The organism is Cognataquiflexum rubidum (assembly GCF_022538115.1).
In the GTDB taxonomy this organism is placed as follows: domain Bacteria; phylum Bacteroidota; class Bacteroidia; order Cytophagales; family Cyclobacteriaceae; genus Cognataquiflexum; species Cognataquiflexum rubidum.
In genome coordinates, this window is the sequence record NZ_JAKZAL010000012.1 from 61935 (window position 1) to 76336 (window position 14402).

At 42.2% G+C, this 14402-nt stretch carries 10 protein-coding genes; 3 read left to right on the forward strand and 7 right to left on the reverse strand.

The features are described 5' to 3' along the window. Positions 1 to 654 precede the first annotated feature (654 nt). On the forward strand, positions 655 to 1089 hold the full coding sequence (locus MMU05_RS13790; protein ID WP_241142262.1) for a hypothetical protein: 435 nt from the start codon (positions 655 to 657) through the stop codon (positions 1087 to 1089). A gap of 162 nt (positions 1090 to 1251) precedes the next feature. Here MMU05_RS13790 and MMU05_RS13795 read toward each other — a convergent pair whose 3' ends face one another. Both MMU05_RS13795 and MMU05_RS13800 read right to left on the reverse strand, forming a co-directional pair. Then, the gene (locus MMU05_RS13795) at positions 1252 to 2832 is read right to left on the reverse strand and encodes an NAD(P)/FAD-dependent oxidoreductase (protein ID WP_241142263.1); all 1581 of its coding nucleotides are present in this window, start codon (positions 2830 to 2832) and stop codon (positions 1252 to 1254) included. Positions 2833 to 3210: 378 nt separating this feature from the next. Further along, positions 3211 to 4170: a tryptophan 2,3-dioxygenase family protein gene (locus tag MMU05_RS13800; RefSeq protein WP_241142264.1), complete on the reverse strand. Its 960-nt coding sequence runs from the start codon at positions 4168 to 4170 to the stop codon at positions 3211 to 3213. A 116-nt stretch (positions 4171 to 4286) separates the two neighbouring features. Here MMU05_RS13800 and MMU05_RS13805 point away from each other — a divergent pair, with 116 nt between their 5' ends. Further along, entirely contained in the window at positions 4287 to 5495 is a 1209-nt protein-coding gene (locus tag MMU05_RS13805) for an acyl-CoA dehydrogenase family protein (protein ID WP_241142265.1), read from the forward strand. Positions 5496 to 6088: 593 nt separating this feature from the next. Here MMU05_RS13805 and MMU05_RS23105 read toward each other — a convergent pair. Beyond that, positions 6089 to 8905, reverse strand: coding sequence for a T9SS type A sorting domain-containing protein (locus MMU05_RS23105; protein WP_241142266.1), 2817 nt, complete (start codon positions 8903 to 8905; stop codon positions 6089 to 6091). Between the two features lie 97 nt (positions 8906 to 9002). Here MMU05_RS23105 and MMU05_RS13815 point away from each other — a divergent pair, with 97 nt between their 5' ends. Further along, positions 9003 to 9434: a hypothetical protein gene (locus tag MMU05_RS13815; RefSeq protein ID WP_241142267.1), complete on the forward strand. Its 432-nt coding sequence runs from the start codon at positions 9003 to 9005 to the stop codon at positions 9432 to 9434. A 142-nt stretch (positions 9435 to 9576) separates the two neighbouring features. On the opposite strand, the gene MMU05_RS13820 is transcribed toward MMU05_RS13815, so the two are convergent. From MMU05_RS13820 to MMU05_RS13835, 4 genes are all read right to left on the reverse strand, one after another. Next, positions 9577 to 10029, reverse strand: coding sequence for a hypothetical protein (locus tag MMU05_RS13820; protein ID WP_241142268.1), 453 nt, complete (start codon positions 10027 to 10029; stop codon positions 9577 to 9579). A gap of 46 nt (positions 10030 to 10075) precedes the next feature. Further along, a complete protein-coding gene (locus MMU05_RS13825) occupies positions 10076 to 10306 on the reverse strand; it encodes a hypothetical protein (RefSeq protein WP_241142269.1) in 231 nt (76 codons plus the stop codon). Positions 10307 to 10317: 11 nt separating this feature from the next. Continuing rightward, positions 10318 to 10524 carry a hypothetical protein gene (locus tag MMU05_RS13830; RefSeq protein WP_241142270.1) on the reverse strand — a complete coding sequence of 69 codons (207 nt, stop codon included), beginning with the start codon at positions 10522 to 10524 and terminating at the stop codon, positions 10318 to 10320. A gap of 1554 nt (positions 10525 to 12078) precedes the next feature. Further along, positions 12079 to 14142 (reverse strand): fibrobacter succinogenes major paralogous domain-containing protein, encoded by a 2064-nt coding sequence (locus MMU05_RS13835; RefSeq protein WP_241142271.1) that lies wholly within the window; start codon positions 14140 to 14142, stop codon positions 12079 to 12081. Positions 14143 to 14402 lie beyond the last annotated feature (260 nt).

Genomic DNA, 14402 nt, shown 5'->3' on the forward strand with positions numbered 1-14402 from the left:
GGAAGGTAGATGGCTGATTGTAAAAAGGGTGAAAGGTAAGAGGTGGAAGGTGGGAAGTGGGAAGTAAGGAAGTTTGGAGGTAAGGAAGTTGGAAGAAATGACCGATGACCGATGACGGATGTTTGGGAGGTGAGAAAGAAAAAGAATTCTTTGATATTTGAAGGTATCGCTAGTAAAAATGCCATGAATACAGAAAACCTATCCTTGTCACTTCGACCTGAGGGAGAAGTCTTTGGGAAGTGGGAAGTAGGAAGTGGGAAGTTGAAGGAAAAGACCGATGACCGATGACGGATGTTTGGTGTAGTGGAAGGTGGAGAACTTGAATTGCTAAAGGTGAAAGGTAAGAGGTGGAAGGTGGGAAGTGGGAAGTTTGGAAGTTGGGAGTAAAGACCGATGACAGATGACGGATGTTTGGGAGGTGAGAAAGAATAAAAATCATTGGAATTTAAAATTTCTTAAAAGAAGCCAGGTTTTTACGAAGAACATTCTTTTTATTAACCTTTCAGCGTTTTCTGCGAGATCTGCGGGAAAAATTTTGGCTCTTGATTCTTTTTAGCAGCCTCAATAAACAAAAATATTTCTCTCTTTATTATCATCCCTTTTGTTCGTTAATAAGAATTAGGCTTAATTTTAAACCAAAATAATAAACGAAATATGTACACAGGATTACAACATCTACATTCCGGTCTGGCTTACCTGGCCTTGGCTGCTTTGGTCATCGTGATGATTTACGCCTTGATCGGCTCATTGAGCGGCAGGGAATTTACCGAAAAAGACAGAAAATTTGCCATGATCGGCTTCATCTTGGCCCATATCCAATTATTGGTTGGCTTGATCCTCTACTTTGTAAGTCCTCTTGGATTTTCATTGTTGACCGGAGGTGGTGCCATGGGTGACAAAGTTGCAAGATTGACTGCCTTGGAACATCCGGTCATCAATATCCTTGCGATCATCGTCATTTCCGTAGGTTATATCCGTGCCAAAAAAATGACTGAAAGCCGTGCGCGCTTCCGTTCCATTTATATGATGTATGCGATCGGATTGGTTTTGATTCTGTCAAGAATCCCTTGGTCAAACTGGTTGGGTTGATCAGTATTCAGTCTCAGTATTCAGTAGGCAGTTTTCAGTAAACAGTATTCAGTTCCCAGTATTCAGTAGGCAGTTTTCAGTAAACAGTATTCAGTGGGCAGTAAGCACCACTGAATACTGATTTTCTTTAATTGCTATGGTCTATGGTCTATTAACTATTGACTATTTCAAAACATACATTTCCACCAATTTTTCAGCACATCGCTCGCCATCCATAGCTGCTGAGACGATTCCTCCGGCATATCCTGCGCCCTCCCCACAGGGAAACAATCCTTTGATGACCGGATGCTCAAAACTCTCTTTGTCCCTTGGAATACGTACAGGTGAGGATGTCCGGCTTTCCACACCAATAATCTGAGCGTCATTGGTCAGGTAACCTTTCATTTTTTTACCAAAATCAATAAATCCCTGTCTCAACCTTTCTGAAATAAAATCGGGTAAAACTTCATACATATCCGCTGATTCCAAACCCGGCTGATAGGAAGTGTCCAACAAACTTTTGCTGACCTTCTTCTCCGTAAAATCAACCAATAGTTGGGCTGGAGCCGTTTGCGTTTCACCGCCTGCTTTCCAGGCTTTTTGCTCCACTTCCGCCTGAAACATCATCGCAGCCAATGGCCCATACTTTTGATATTGGGGCAAATCCTCCAATTCGACGGCCACGACTATTCCTGAATTGGCAAACTTGCTGTCCCTCCTACTCGGACTCATGCCGTTGACAACAATCTCCCCCGGAGAAGTGGCCGCCGGCACGATAAATCCACCCGGACACATGCAAAAAGAAAAAACGCCTCTCTGCTTTCCTTTGAACATGGTCTGATTGACCAAAGCATAGGAAGATGCAGGCAGGTATGGGCCCCGATCTACTTCACAATGGTATTGGATGCGGTCGATCAGGTTTTGGCTGTGCTCGACCCTCACGCCAAATGCAAAAGGCTTGGCCTCGATCAAAATCTTTTTGGAATGGAGCAAATGAAAAATATCCCTAGCAGAATGTCCTGTGGCAAGAATTACCCCTTTTCCTAAAATCCTTTCTCCGGTTTGGGTTTTGATTCCCTTGATTTCATTGCTGTCCAAAATCAGGTCAGTCACTTTCGTTTCGAATAGAATCTCCCCTCCCGCGTCAAGGATGCTCTTTCGCAGTTCGGCCACTAAAATGGGTAATTTATTGGTTCCGATATGCGGATGTGCATCGACCAGGATATCTTCCGTGGCACCATGGGCAACCAATATTTCCATGATCCTTCGGATGTCTCCACGTTTTTTGGAACGGGTGTAAAGCTTGCCGTCAGAGTAAGTGCCTGCCCCACCTTCTCCAAAACAATAATTGGATTCAGGGTTGACGATATGGTCTTTGTTGATCGCTGCGATATCCCTTCTCCGGGCTCTGACATCCTTGCCTCGTTCGATGAGGATAGGTTTCACACCCAATTCAATTGCTCTCAAGGCCGCAAAAAGTCCTGCCGGACCTGCCCCTACAATTATGATTGGCTCTGCATTGCTTACATTTTGGTAAGCTTTGGGAGTCGTCAGGAGTGGCGTTGGGGCTTCATTGACAAATACCTCGGCTGTCACATTCACCCTGACCTGCCTTCCCCGGGCATCAATGGAGCGCTTGACCTGACGGGCAAAAGCATTAGGCTGTTCAGCAGAAATTCCAGCCCTTTTCAGCGCCGTTTCCCTAAAAACCTCCTCGTCATAAGCTTCCTGAGGGGACAATTGTAATAGTAATTCTTTTTTCATTTTGTAAGGTATTTATCCTTAAATAGATGTGAGATATGAGACGTGAGACGTGAGACTTGATCCTCGAAGTCAATCTGAGTCCCCAACATTTTTAAATGTTCAGAAAAGGAATGACGGTTGTTGCGTCATCTTGAATCCGAGGTACGAGGATGAAAGATCTCAAAATAAAGAGACCCTTCGCTACACTCAGGGTGACGACCCTGAAATTCACGTCATTGGTAGTGAGGTGAAGAATCTCTTTTAGAAACGAGCCCTTCGACTTCGCTCAGGGACCAAGAGAAGCAAAATTCGAGAAACAAGAATCGGATAGGAGATTTACCTCTTACCTTTCACCTCTTACCAAACCGATACTTCGTACTTGGTACCTCGTACTTCGTTTTATTCTTCTCCAAAAACCTCCTTCACCACCCAACCTTTGCCCCATTCTTCTTTTTCTTTATCAGTCCAAAGCTCCGGGTAGAAAATAACTTTCTGGAAACGAGGCGGTAAGTATTTTTGCCAATTGGTACCGCCTGTAGCTGCGATATCGACAGGATCGCGTTGTAGGTATCTCACCGCCGACTTGTAATGTGCCAATGGCCAAAAGACATTTGCCTTCAGGTCAAAATCTTTCATCAGTTTGGTCAATTCCTCGTCTTTCTCGGTACAGTTGAGATATTTTCTCCAGATATTAATCGTCTTGTAATTGGCTATAAATTCTTTGAGCCTTTTTCCGTATTTGGTTTCAAAAGACTTTAGCGTCAGTGTTTTTTCGCCAGTAGCCAATTCCACAGCACCATGTTGCCAATACAGATTCTCAAACAGAACATCTACATCTTGCTCGCTCTGCATCTTTTCCCTGATATCCACAAACAGCAATTGTTGGACATCGCAAGCCAGGATTTCAATCACACGGTATTGTGCACTTTGAAATCCGCTTGATGGTAACAAGGACATCCTGAACTTGAGAAACTGCTCTCTTTCCATCCCTTTCCACATTACCGCAAAAGAAGAAATCAACTGGTCAAAATACATGTTGACGCGCTCCAATCTCTCTTTGAAAAACTTCCCGTCAATCGGTTCCCTTTCGGCAATCTGTTCAAGTTCCCAAATAATCAGCTTGAAATAAAGCTCCGTGATCTGATGGTACATGATGAAGATTTTCTCATCCTTGAAGGACGTTCTTGGTTGCTGCAAAGACAACAGAATATCCAGATTGATGTAATCCCAATATGTCAAATAATCCGAATACAACAAGCCTTCAAGGTAGGAAGATAGGTCCTGACCGGAAGCTTTGAATTTTTGCTGAAGCAGCTCTATTTTATCTAAAATGTCTTTTTGGGTCTGGGCTGGGCTCATGTGCTAATTTTTTGTTCAATAAGGTAGTTTTTTACCGCCCTTCTTGTTTATTTCAGGCATAAATCAAACAATCCGCTGCAAAAATCCATTTTAATAAGCAATAAACCAAAAGAGTCATGGAGCATACTGCCACCGCACACAAATCTTTGAAACAGGACCTTTATGAAGGTGCTGATTTTTATCAGGTCGATGACTTGTTGACCGAAGAGCATCTTCTCATCCGTTCATCCATCAGGGATTTTGTCAAAAAAGAAATCAGTCCTTACATCGAAGATTGGGCGCAAAGAGCACATTTTCCTTATGAAATAGTCAGGAAATTCGGAGATGTGGGTGCTTTCGGCCCACAGATTCCTGAGACATACGGTGGAGGCGGGCTTGATTATATCTCTTATGGCATCATCATGCAGGAGATCGAGAGAGGTGACTCAGGCATGCGGTCTACGGCTTCTGTTCAGGGTTCTTTGGTGATGTACCCGATATATAAATTCGGTTCTGAAGCACAAAGAATGAAATATCTTCCCAAACTTGCTTCAGGCGAGATGCTCGGTTGTTTCGGTTTGACAGAGCCAGATCACGGTTCTAACCCGAGTGGAATGAAAACCAACTTCAAGGACATGGGAGACCATTACCTCCTCAACGGTGCCAAAATGTGGATTTCCAATTCACCAAAGGCAGACATCGCGGTCGTTTGGGCAAAAGATGAATCCGGAAGAATCCACGGCCTGATTGTAGAAAGAGGTATGGAAGGATTTACCACTCCTGAGACGCACAACAAATGGTCACTTCGCGCTTCCTGCACCGGAGAATTGGTTTTTGACAATGTGAAAGTTCCGAAAGAAAATATCCTGCCAAACAAATCCGGATTGGGTGCGCCATTGATGTGCCTGGATTCGGCAAGGTATGGCATCGCTTGGGGAGCATTAGGCGCTGCAATGGATTGCTACGATTCGGCTAGAAGGTATGCAATGGAAAGGATACAGTTTGACAAGCCGATTGCTTCCTTTCAGTTGATCCAAAAGAAACTCGCAGAGATGCTGACCGAAATCACCAAGGCTCAGTTGCTGGTCTGGAAACTCGGCAAAATGATGAATGAGGGCAAAGCCACTACCGCACATATTTCATTGGCAAAAAGAAACAATGTTGCCATGGCATTGGAGATCGCACGCGAAGCCCGTCAGATCCACGGCGGCATGGGCATCACCGGAGAATACCCGATCATGCGCCACATGATGAATCTTGAGTCAGTGGTTACTTATGAGGGAACGCATGATATTCATTTGCTGATCTTGGGGAATGAGATTACGGGGATAGCGGCGTTTAAATAGGTTTTATTTCCAGCAAAGACGCCAAAACGCAAAGAAAAGGTTTCCGCATATTGCTTCCCACGAAGTCACGGAGGCACAAAGGAAAAGGTTTCTAAGAGGAGTGAAATGTTTCCCGCGAAGGCGCCAAAACGCAAAGAAAAAAAATTTTAAGATAGGGGGAATTGGTTCACGCAAAGACGCAGTGACGCAAAGGAAAGAAGCCACCGGGGAAAGAAATTCTCTGTTGGTTTTTTTATTGTGTTGACCGTCATTCTGAACCGCAGCCGGCGGAGGTGAAGAATCTCTTAATTATATGAGACTCTTCGCTTCACTACCAATGACGGAAACCTAAATTCCCCCTCGGCAGGCTCGGGGAACGAAATATTGGTTGTTCTTATGGGGGGAGCTTGCCGAGGCTAAATTAGAAAAACCTTAACGTCATTTCCTTTTCTGAACATTTCTAAAAATGTTGAAGACTCAGAGTGACGACCTGATTGATCACCTCCTTGGGTATGATTAAACTGAAAAGCCACCGAGGAAAATCCCCGGTGGCTTTTTTTAAATCCCCTTTTGGCTCGCACCAAAAGGGGAATCATTTTCAAATGAACTTTACATTATTGCTTTACCAAGCGTTTGGTCATGACTTGGTTACCCACCTGCACCACTACATGGTACAGACCGTTACTTAGACCTTTCAGATCAAGTGGCCTTACAAAACTTCTTTCCTGATAACTCTGCTCTTCCATCACCACTCGTCCTGCGGCATCAAATACCCTGAGGGTTACCTCGGAAGCCTGGACCAGATTAACCTGGATATTGGAAGCTTCAGATGCAGGGTTTGGATAAACCATGATCGTATTTGGTGCAAGGTCTTTCATCAGTGTGATTTCTCTGCTGATTGTCTGACCTGCCCTGTCGGTGCTATGGATCGTAAACCTCATCTGCTCGGAGCTGATCGAATTCCCTTTCCAGATCAATTGGTTGTCTTGAACTTGAAGGTTTGGATGCTCATCCATGCTGTAGGTATGGATATTGTCCGCAGGATCAATGGTACTAACCAAACTGATCACCTGTCCTTCTTGAACATTATTAGGAAGAACATTGGATTCAAGGACGATATCCCGTGCCATTGGTTTGTTGAGAACCATAACTGGAACTGAGATAACCTCATCCATTTCATCCAAATCAACATTCTGCACAAAACCATCTACCTGATAGAATCCTTCTGCCAATGGGTCATAGGCTTGAGAATCCCACTTGATTGCGACAGCATTTCCCTCAAACCATCCTTTGCTCATCTGGTTCAACTGCTTTTCAAGAGTTTCTATTGGCGTATTCCAAGGTACTTCCTGCACGGAGACATCTATGCGCTTTCTTGTCCCTGATTTGGCTTCGTGGATCACGATCGACCCGCCACCCGTTCCATTGTTTCCGAGGATTGTAGCATTTTCAGTGTTTTCATCACTTCCCATTTGGTTATCATAGATGATGAGGTCAGTAGTTGTGGATATTTTGATTCTGAACGCATCCGGGTTGGATTGTCCATTCCAGTTTCCATCAATTGCCACTACTACAAACTTGAATCCTGACTGTCCGTTGATGGTACCTGTACCACGGTAAGTGGCCCTTTTTCCTGAAATCACCAAGGAACCTGATTCATGCATGGTGGATTTGAAGTTTAAGCTACCGGCATGGAACTGGAATTCAGTATTTCCATCTACCTGACTTGATCCTTTCCTGTATCTCGAAACAAATCCGAAGTTGGCTTTGCCTACCAAAGATTCATCTGCAACAAGAGCACCTGCCGGAGAATTGATCCAACCACCACCGGTTACAAAGCTTCCACTTGCATCATATACAGGGATATAAGCTGTTGAAGAAGCACATCCTGTACCCACTGTTGCTGTAACCTTATACACTCCTATAGTTGTTAAATTTCCTGTAGTTGCGGTGGCAAAGCCGGAACTATTGGTTAACACCGTATTAGTGTAAACTTCCGTATTAGCTTCGTTGGTCACCACAAAAGTCACACTCACTCCAGCCTCATTCGGAGTTACAGTAGCCTTTAAGGTAGCTGCCTGATTCATTGGTACCGGAGTACTGCTGGCTAAAGCGTCGATGGATACGCTTTCTACAGTTATAACCTGCTTGAATTCAATACTTTGATTACTACTTGGATCTGTAGCTATCCAAGTGTTAGTATAACTACCTGAACCTCCCGGAGCTCCAGATGGAACAAATACTCCTGATGTTTTGGAAAGTGTATATCCACAATTATCAACAGCAATCGGTTCCAAGGCCTGAGCATCAGCAAGGAGTTGATTTTGGCCACAGACTACTGATTTGTCCAAGGAATTAATTGGAGTAGTCCAAATAGGAATAGTGTTGTCCTCTACCGTGACAGTAGCTGTAGCGGTGCTTTCATTTCCGTTGTTGTCGGTGACCGTCAATGTGACCGTGTTCGGGCCAACATTGGAACAGTCGAAGGAAGTGATGTCCAAGACCAGACTTGCAATACCGCAGGCATCGTTGGAACCGTTGTCGATCATGGCAGCCGTGATGGTCGCATTTCCGTTCGCATCAAGCTGAACGGTGATGTCCTGGGCTATCGCAACCGGATCAACATTGTCCTCTACCGTGACAGTAGCTGTAGCGGTGCTTTCATTTCCGTTGTTGTCGGTGACCGTCAATGTGACCGTGTTCGGGCCAACATTGGAACAGTCGAAGGAAGTGATGTCCAAGACCAGACTTGCAATACCGCAGGCATCGTTGGAACCGTTGTCGATCATGGCAGCCGTGATGGTCGCATTTCCGTTCGCATCAAGCTGAACGGTGATGTCCTGGGCTATCGCAACCGGATCAACATTGTCCACAACAGTCACAGTCTGTGTGACTGCTGTAGCGGAATTGCCGTTCACATCGCTGACATTCCAGGTGATGGTAGTGATGCCTTCAAGATATGGATCGGTCAATGGCAATCCATCACTTCTAACCCCTGCCGGAGCGCCCACGGAACAGTTGTCTGCAGCAGTCGCGCTAACGGCAACCACAGCAGAACATGCACCCGGATCCACATTTACATCTTTATCGCCATTGGTGGTGATCACTGGCTTCTGGGCATCGGTTACAGTTACTGTAAAAGTTTTGCTGTCATTACCACAAGCGTTGGTAGCTGTTGCTGTGACATTTGTTGAGCCAACTGGAAAAAAATATGGTGATGTTATTTCTACACTAGAACCACCCACAATGATTGAGTATTTAATACTGATTGGGGCTGTTCCAATACTACTAGCTGAAAAACTTACGGTTGCCCCGCATTTATCAAATTCATTTGAAACAGCAGCTATATTTGAAACCGAAAGTAATGGACTCACACAAGCCACTCCACTATTAGTAGTGTAATGAATAATATTAGCTCGTAAATTGTTCACCTGTGGTTTAGGGTTGTGAAAAAATGCTAAAGTCATACCTCCAAATAAAACTTTACCTGACCCAATATTCTTTTCAGACAATACTATTTGCCCTGTATTGGAATTAATAATTAATGCAGTTAATCCAGTACCATTCACAACAGCATGGCCAAAAGCGCCTCCGGACCAAGCGGTTCCTACTGGTCCATTGGGGCTATTAAAAATAACATGGTTAGCATTTACTGCAGAGGCTTGTGCGGTAAATGCAGGATATGTTAAAGTTACACCTCCAAATCCAAAATTAATATTTCCTCCTTGGTTTGGTGCTGCATTGAGAAACAACCTTCCCCCATTAGAAACCCACTGTTCTATTTTCGTTCTATTGGTTGTTAGAAATGTGTTCAAAGCGAAGGCAGACCCATCACCTCCTTCTAAAAATACAAATTTTGTATTTGCAACAAAGATTATATTTGGATCGGCAGTACTATATAGTGCTGTTGCCCAATTGTTATTAAATACCCTCTTCATTGCATCTTCATTAGATCCTTGATTTTGAGGTAAAATTCCCCATGGTGGTGTATCACCCCTCATGTAATATGCTGTTTGTGCATATAAACTAGCGCTGGCTAGCGTAATAAAAAACGCTAACACAACTTTTAAGTAGATTGGCTTCATATAATAATTTTTTTTTGTTATATAACCGTAGATACACTAATATTATGGTAATTAAATTTTGTGAATTTACTATCAGGAACACTTATAATATAATTTATTGGTATTTCCAATAAAGGGTTAGTTCCAATTTGTTGACACAAACCTTCAACTGTTGTATTAGGAGATATTTCAATTTCCTTTATACCCTCGGGACTTTCCGGAATGTGAAATTCAGAAGTCCAATACTCTTCATTCCAGCTTACTTTAACCTTTTCTTCTGTTGTATTTACTAACATTAGATAAACCACACTATTGCCACTACATATAGATATTTTGTAATGTAGTTGAACACCATTTATAGTCGAGTGTAAAACCCAATCTGGCTCAGTGAAAGTTTGACCTAATAACTCAGATGGGTTGTTAAGAAGAAAGGACAAAAACAGAAAATAAATAATTTTACTAGTTTTCGAAATTTTAAATAGTGATTTCATAATTAAGAATTGAAAGGTTAATTTATTTAGTGATGGTGATAATGATTTAGGTCTTCTTCGAGATGGAGTCAACCAAAGTTTCCGGCGCCCAACCTGTCCCTGCGATAAATGCGATCTCCCATGGAGCATAGTCATCTTTGTCGGTCGTAATTGTGGGCTCGCTGCCCACTTCATAGTTGACCGTCTGGGCATTGGTAACCCCTGCCGATAGCGTCAATCCGGCCAACATGGGCAGGAAGAGCAGTAGGCGCATGGTTTGCAGTATTTGTTCATTCATAGCAATGGGAATTAAAAATGATGGATATAGAAGATTATTTTATTTTTTAAATGGGTGATTGAGGCTTTGCATGTAACAATCTCCGTTTTACTAGGAGCGTTGTCATCCTTATCCGTCACCACCGTGGGTTCGTACCCGGGGGAATAACTTTGTGCAAAGACCGGCACTGCCAGGTTGCTTAACACAAAAAACATCAGTAGTAAAAATTTTGCTTTCATAGTATTTTGGGTTTAAAAAAGAATCCATCAATGCTATAAACTAAATCCATAGATAAAAAAGATATATGGATTTTAAACAATTTTATTGCTTTTCATTAACAAATAAAAGCATTTCATAAAATATATTTTATAAAACTAAAAAAAATTATTTTAAAAAATATCGATAAAATTATATTTTTTCAATTAAATATTTTGTTTATAAAGCTACGCTCAAATTATTCCTTATTAATTACCCTAATTGCCTTATATATCTCATTAAGAGAGAATCTGAAGTGATCGATTTAGTCTTCTAAATTCAATCGGTTTATCTAGGAAACAATAAAAAAAAACCAGTATACCTGTCAAAATTACCAGTCCAATAATTATATGTACCCGATATAGTGACTGTTGATATAAGGTAAAAGCCACCATTTTTTAATGAAGGTCTACGCAAAGACGCACTGCTAAAAAGAACAAGTAAAAAGGGCTCCTGAATAGAGACCTCGGAAGACACAAAGGTAATTGAAAGGCTTTCTCATTGCGTCCTTTGCGAAACCATGGCGCTCCTTGCGGTAAAATTAAATTACTATCCTCTTAGCTCTCTGAGGTCTCTGAGGTGATATATTTTCATTTTTACCACTGAGGGCATTGAGGTCGCAGAGAAAAAGTCAAAAGGGCTCCTGAACAGAGACTTCGGAAGACACAAAGGTAATTGAAAGGCTTTCTCATTGCGTCCTTTGCGAAACCATGGCGCTCTTTGCGGTAAAATTAAATTACTATCCTCTTAGCTCTCTGAGGTCTCTGGGGTGATATAATTTCATTTTTACCACTGAGGACACTGAGGTCGCAGAGATAAAGTAAAAAGGGCTCCTGAATAGAGACCTTGGAAGACCCAAAGGTAATTGAAAGGCTTTCTCATTGCGTCCTTTGCGAAACCATGGCGTTCTTTGCGGTAAAATGAAAAATTACTATCCTCCGAGCTCTCTGAGGCCTCTGGGGTGATATGTTTTCATTTTTACCACTGAGGACACTGAGGTCGCAGAGAAAAAGTCAAAAGGGCCCCTGAACAGAGACCTCGGAAGACCCAAAGGTAATTGAAAGGCTTTCTCATTGCGTCCTTTGCGAAACCATGGCGCTCTTTGCGGAAAAATGAAAAATAACTATCCTCTGAGTTCTCTGAGGCCTCTGAGGTGAATAAAAATATCGACTAATTTGGAGATACAAAAAAATCCCCCTTCCGGGCTATTCGGAAAGGGGTCCTTATAGTTTTTATAAAAAAGCTACCGTTAGTTTTTTTCCAAGTACCCGGCAGGACAGTATTGGAGTTGAATTTAAACTGTGGAGAACATTCCGCTTCTCTTTGTTCTTAAAAGCTATTTCAAATCTCATTCTTTAACCAGTCACGTTTTGCAAAATGCTGTTTTGGATTAGAAACTGGTAGGGAATGGGGAGAAATCGGTAAGTACTTTTTTGTGAAAAATGTAAAAACCTTTATCTCAAATAAAACTGAGGGGAAAAATTTCTAAAAAGCCAAAAAATCAATATCTAAAATATTCCACCCTCTTTCTTCCTCTTCTACTTGACACAGCGTACACTTAATCCGTCTCTTGAGTTTGTGGAAAAAGTCACTAAAAAAGAATCAGATGATCCTAGGAGAAGTCCTATTTGAGGCAATCCATAAGCATCCTTCGCACTAGTCCAGAATGTAGCCAATTCTCCTGCTAGTCCACCAAAATCCCCATTTGTTCCAGAGCGAGCACCACTTGGCAAGATTCGTAATCCTGAAAGATTCGTAGATTTTAATGAACCCAATGGCCATCCATTCACTTCTTTCATGTGTTTTCCGTATTTTATTCCGGAAATACCCGATAAGGAACTGAATTCGGCAATACCCGGAAGTCGCCATCCTTCAGGACATATATCACAGCAGGCAGCCGGGTAGTTGTACAGTTTGCCATATTTTTCATCTACACCCGAATCATTTCCTTTCCAGGAATAGGCAGGTCCTGCTGCTGAACTCCAAGCGGCATTCGGTTCGATCAATTGGATGGCGGTCCCATCCTTCTTTCTGGTAGTACGCAGGTTTTCCGTCATCCACCAGGTATTGCCGATTTTGACTGTTTCATAGACATTTCCATCAATATCTTCGACCGTCCCAAATTCAGGAACAGTGAAAGGTATTGTTCTTTCGCAACCATCAGCATCAGCTACTTTTATATCATAATTACCGGGAGAAAGGGTTTGTGAGAGATCCCCTAAAACTCCATTTGACCAAGCAATTTCGTAAGGTTGTAGCCCGGACACAATATCCAAAAAATGCGTTCTGCCGATCATCAACAAATCGACTGTTAAAGGACAACCTGTCTGCAGGACTGCGGAAACCTCAAAAACTTTTTTGAAGGAAGATGCCCATAGTTCCAATTTCAAATTGAATGGAAGTGGGTCGCCTAGATAATTCTCAAACTTTAATGTTAAACTGTCACCCACATACTTGTTTTCGGCCAATCGGACATCCGAATTATTCATAAAGGGTTGTAGCCATGACTGACCATGTACCGGACCTGTTGTGGTGGGTGCTTCATCGGGAGCAAAAACCAATGATCTTTCATTGAGAATAGGCAATTCCCATTTGTAATCTTCAATGTATGATTGTATCCAATTTGAAAAGTATTTAGAAAGCAATGCCTTTCTCCTGAATCCATAAGTTGGGGTAAATAAAGCATCCACTCCTTGTTCTATGTCAGTTTTGGTGATTCTTCGGAATGTCCCGATAGTTCTAAAAGATATCGGCTTCAATGGTTCAATACTCACAATGTCACTTGGCTGAAGTATTTTCCCGGTGCTTGATTCTATCAATTGAACATCTTGAATCACCGGGCAAAGTAAAGTCTGTTGGGCATAATATTCCAAAAGGATTTTCTGATACCAAAAAGACAAACCAAATCCTGCAACCACAGCTTCATGAAAAGGGGTTTTGGGAAGTTTGGAAAAGTGTTTCAGGTAAGAAATATCAAATGAGACAAATCTGTAAGACATGGAAGCCACTGTATATTCCGGACCATTACGGCAAGGTAGCTCAAAGGACACATGGGGATTTTCGAAAAACCAAAAGTTGTTTATTGTTCGAAATGTTCCTGCTATCGCTTCTTTCTCGATATCCGACAAGGATTGTAGCTTTTGGGTAAAAAAGCCCATCCACAATCCAAATGGAATAGCCATTTCCTTCAGTTCATCAACCTCTTGGATTTCCTTTTGTAGCGCAAGGGCATTTTTAAGAAATCTATCAAAAAAAATCTCAAATGTGGGATTCGGCCATTTGTTTAGGGTCAGGTTCCAATCACGAATCTGCCTACCCATAGTTACTGTCAATTCAGTAGGCCCAGACCCAACATCAGGAATGATAAAGATCAAAGTATCTCCGGGGATTCTGACCAAATTGATCTCCACATTTCCTAAGGAACCTGAGAAGCTATTATCCTTTACCGGAATATCAGGAGCATGGATTTTCGCCAATTGATAAATCACCCATTCCCCTCCCGCCACAGGGGGAAGGATTTGGAGGGGTTCTTCGGTTTCTTTGCAGGAAAGGAGAAAAGTAGAAAAAACCGCTAATAGAAAAATTTGAGTCAGATTTTTCATGTTAATTAATCTAAAGATCAGGAAGTTAGTCAAATAACAGAGATGATTTTTCAAATCAATGCCCAAGTTTTGGGAAAAATTACTAATTCCCACATTCAAAAAATTTAAAATTAATTACATGGATATACGGTTCTTTGCCAGTAACCCTATATTCTTCTTCATTGGGGACGGATCCCGATAGCTCGGGACGAAGTCGGAAGATAGATATAGCGTGCATTTAAGTCCACAACCCAGAATTTGAATAGATTTCAAACCTACCG

Coding starts and splice junctions, on each gene's coding strand:
- MMU05_RS13790 (WP_241142262.1), top strand. CDS start 655: ATGTACACAGGATTACAACATCTACATTCCGGTCTGGCTTACCTGGCC.
- MMU05_RS13795 (WP_241142263.1), bottom strand. CDS start 2,832: ATGAAAAAAGAATTACTATTACAATTGTCCCCTCAGGAAGCTTATGAC.
- MMU05_RS13800 (WP_241142264.1), bottom strand. CDS start 4,170: ATGAGCCCAGCCCAGACCCAAAAAGACATTTTAGATAAAATAGAGCTG.
- MMU05_RS13805 (WP_241142265.1), top strand. CDS start 4,287: ATGGAGCATACTGCCACCGCACACAAATCTTTGAAACAGGACCTTTAT.
- MMU05_RS13820 (WP_241142268.1), bottom strand. CDS start 10,029: ATGAAATCACTATTTAAAATTTCGAAAACTAGTAAAATTATTTATTTT.
- MMU05_RS13825 (WP_241142269.1), bottom strand. CDS start 10,306: ATGAATGAACAAATACTGCAAACCATGCGCCTACTGCTCTTCCTGCCC.
- MMU05_RS13830 (WP_241142270.1), bottom strand. CDS start 10,524: ATGAAAGCAAAATTTTTACTACTGATGTTTTTTGTGTTAAGCAACCTG.
- MMU05_RS13835 (WP_241142271.1), bottom strand. CDS start 14,142: ATGAAAAATCTGACTCAAATTTTTCTATTAGCGGTTTTTTCTACTTTT.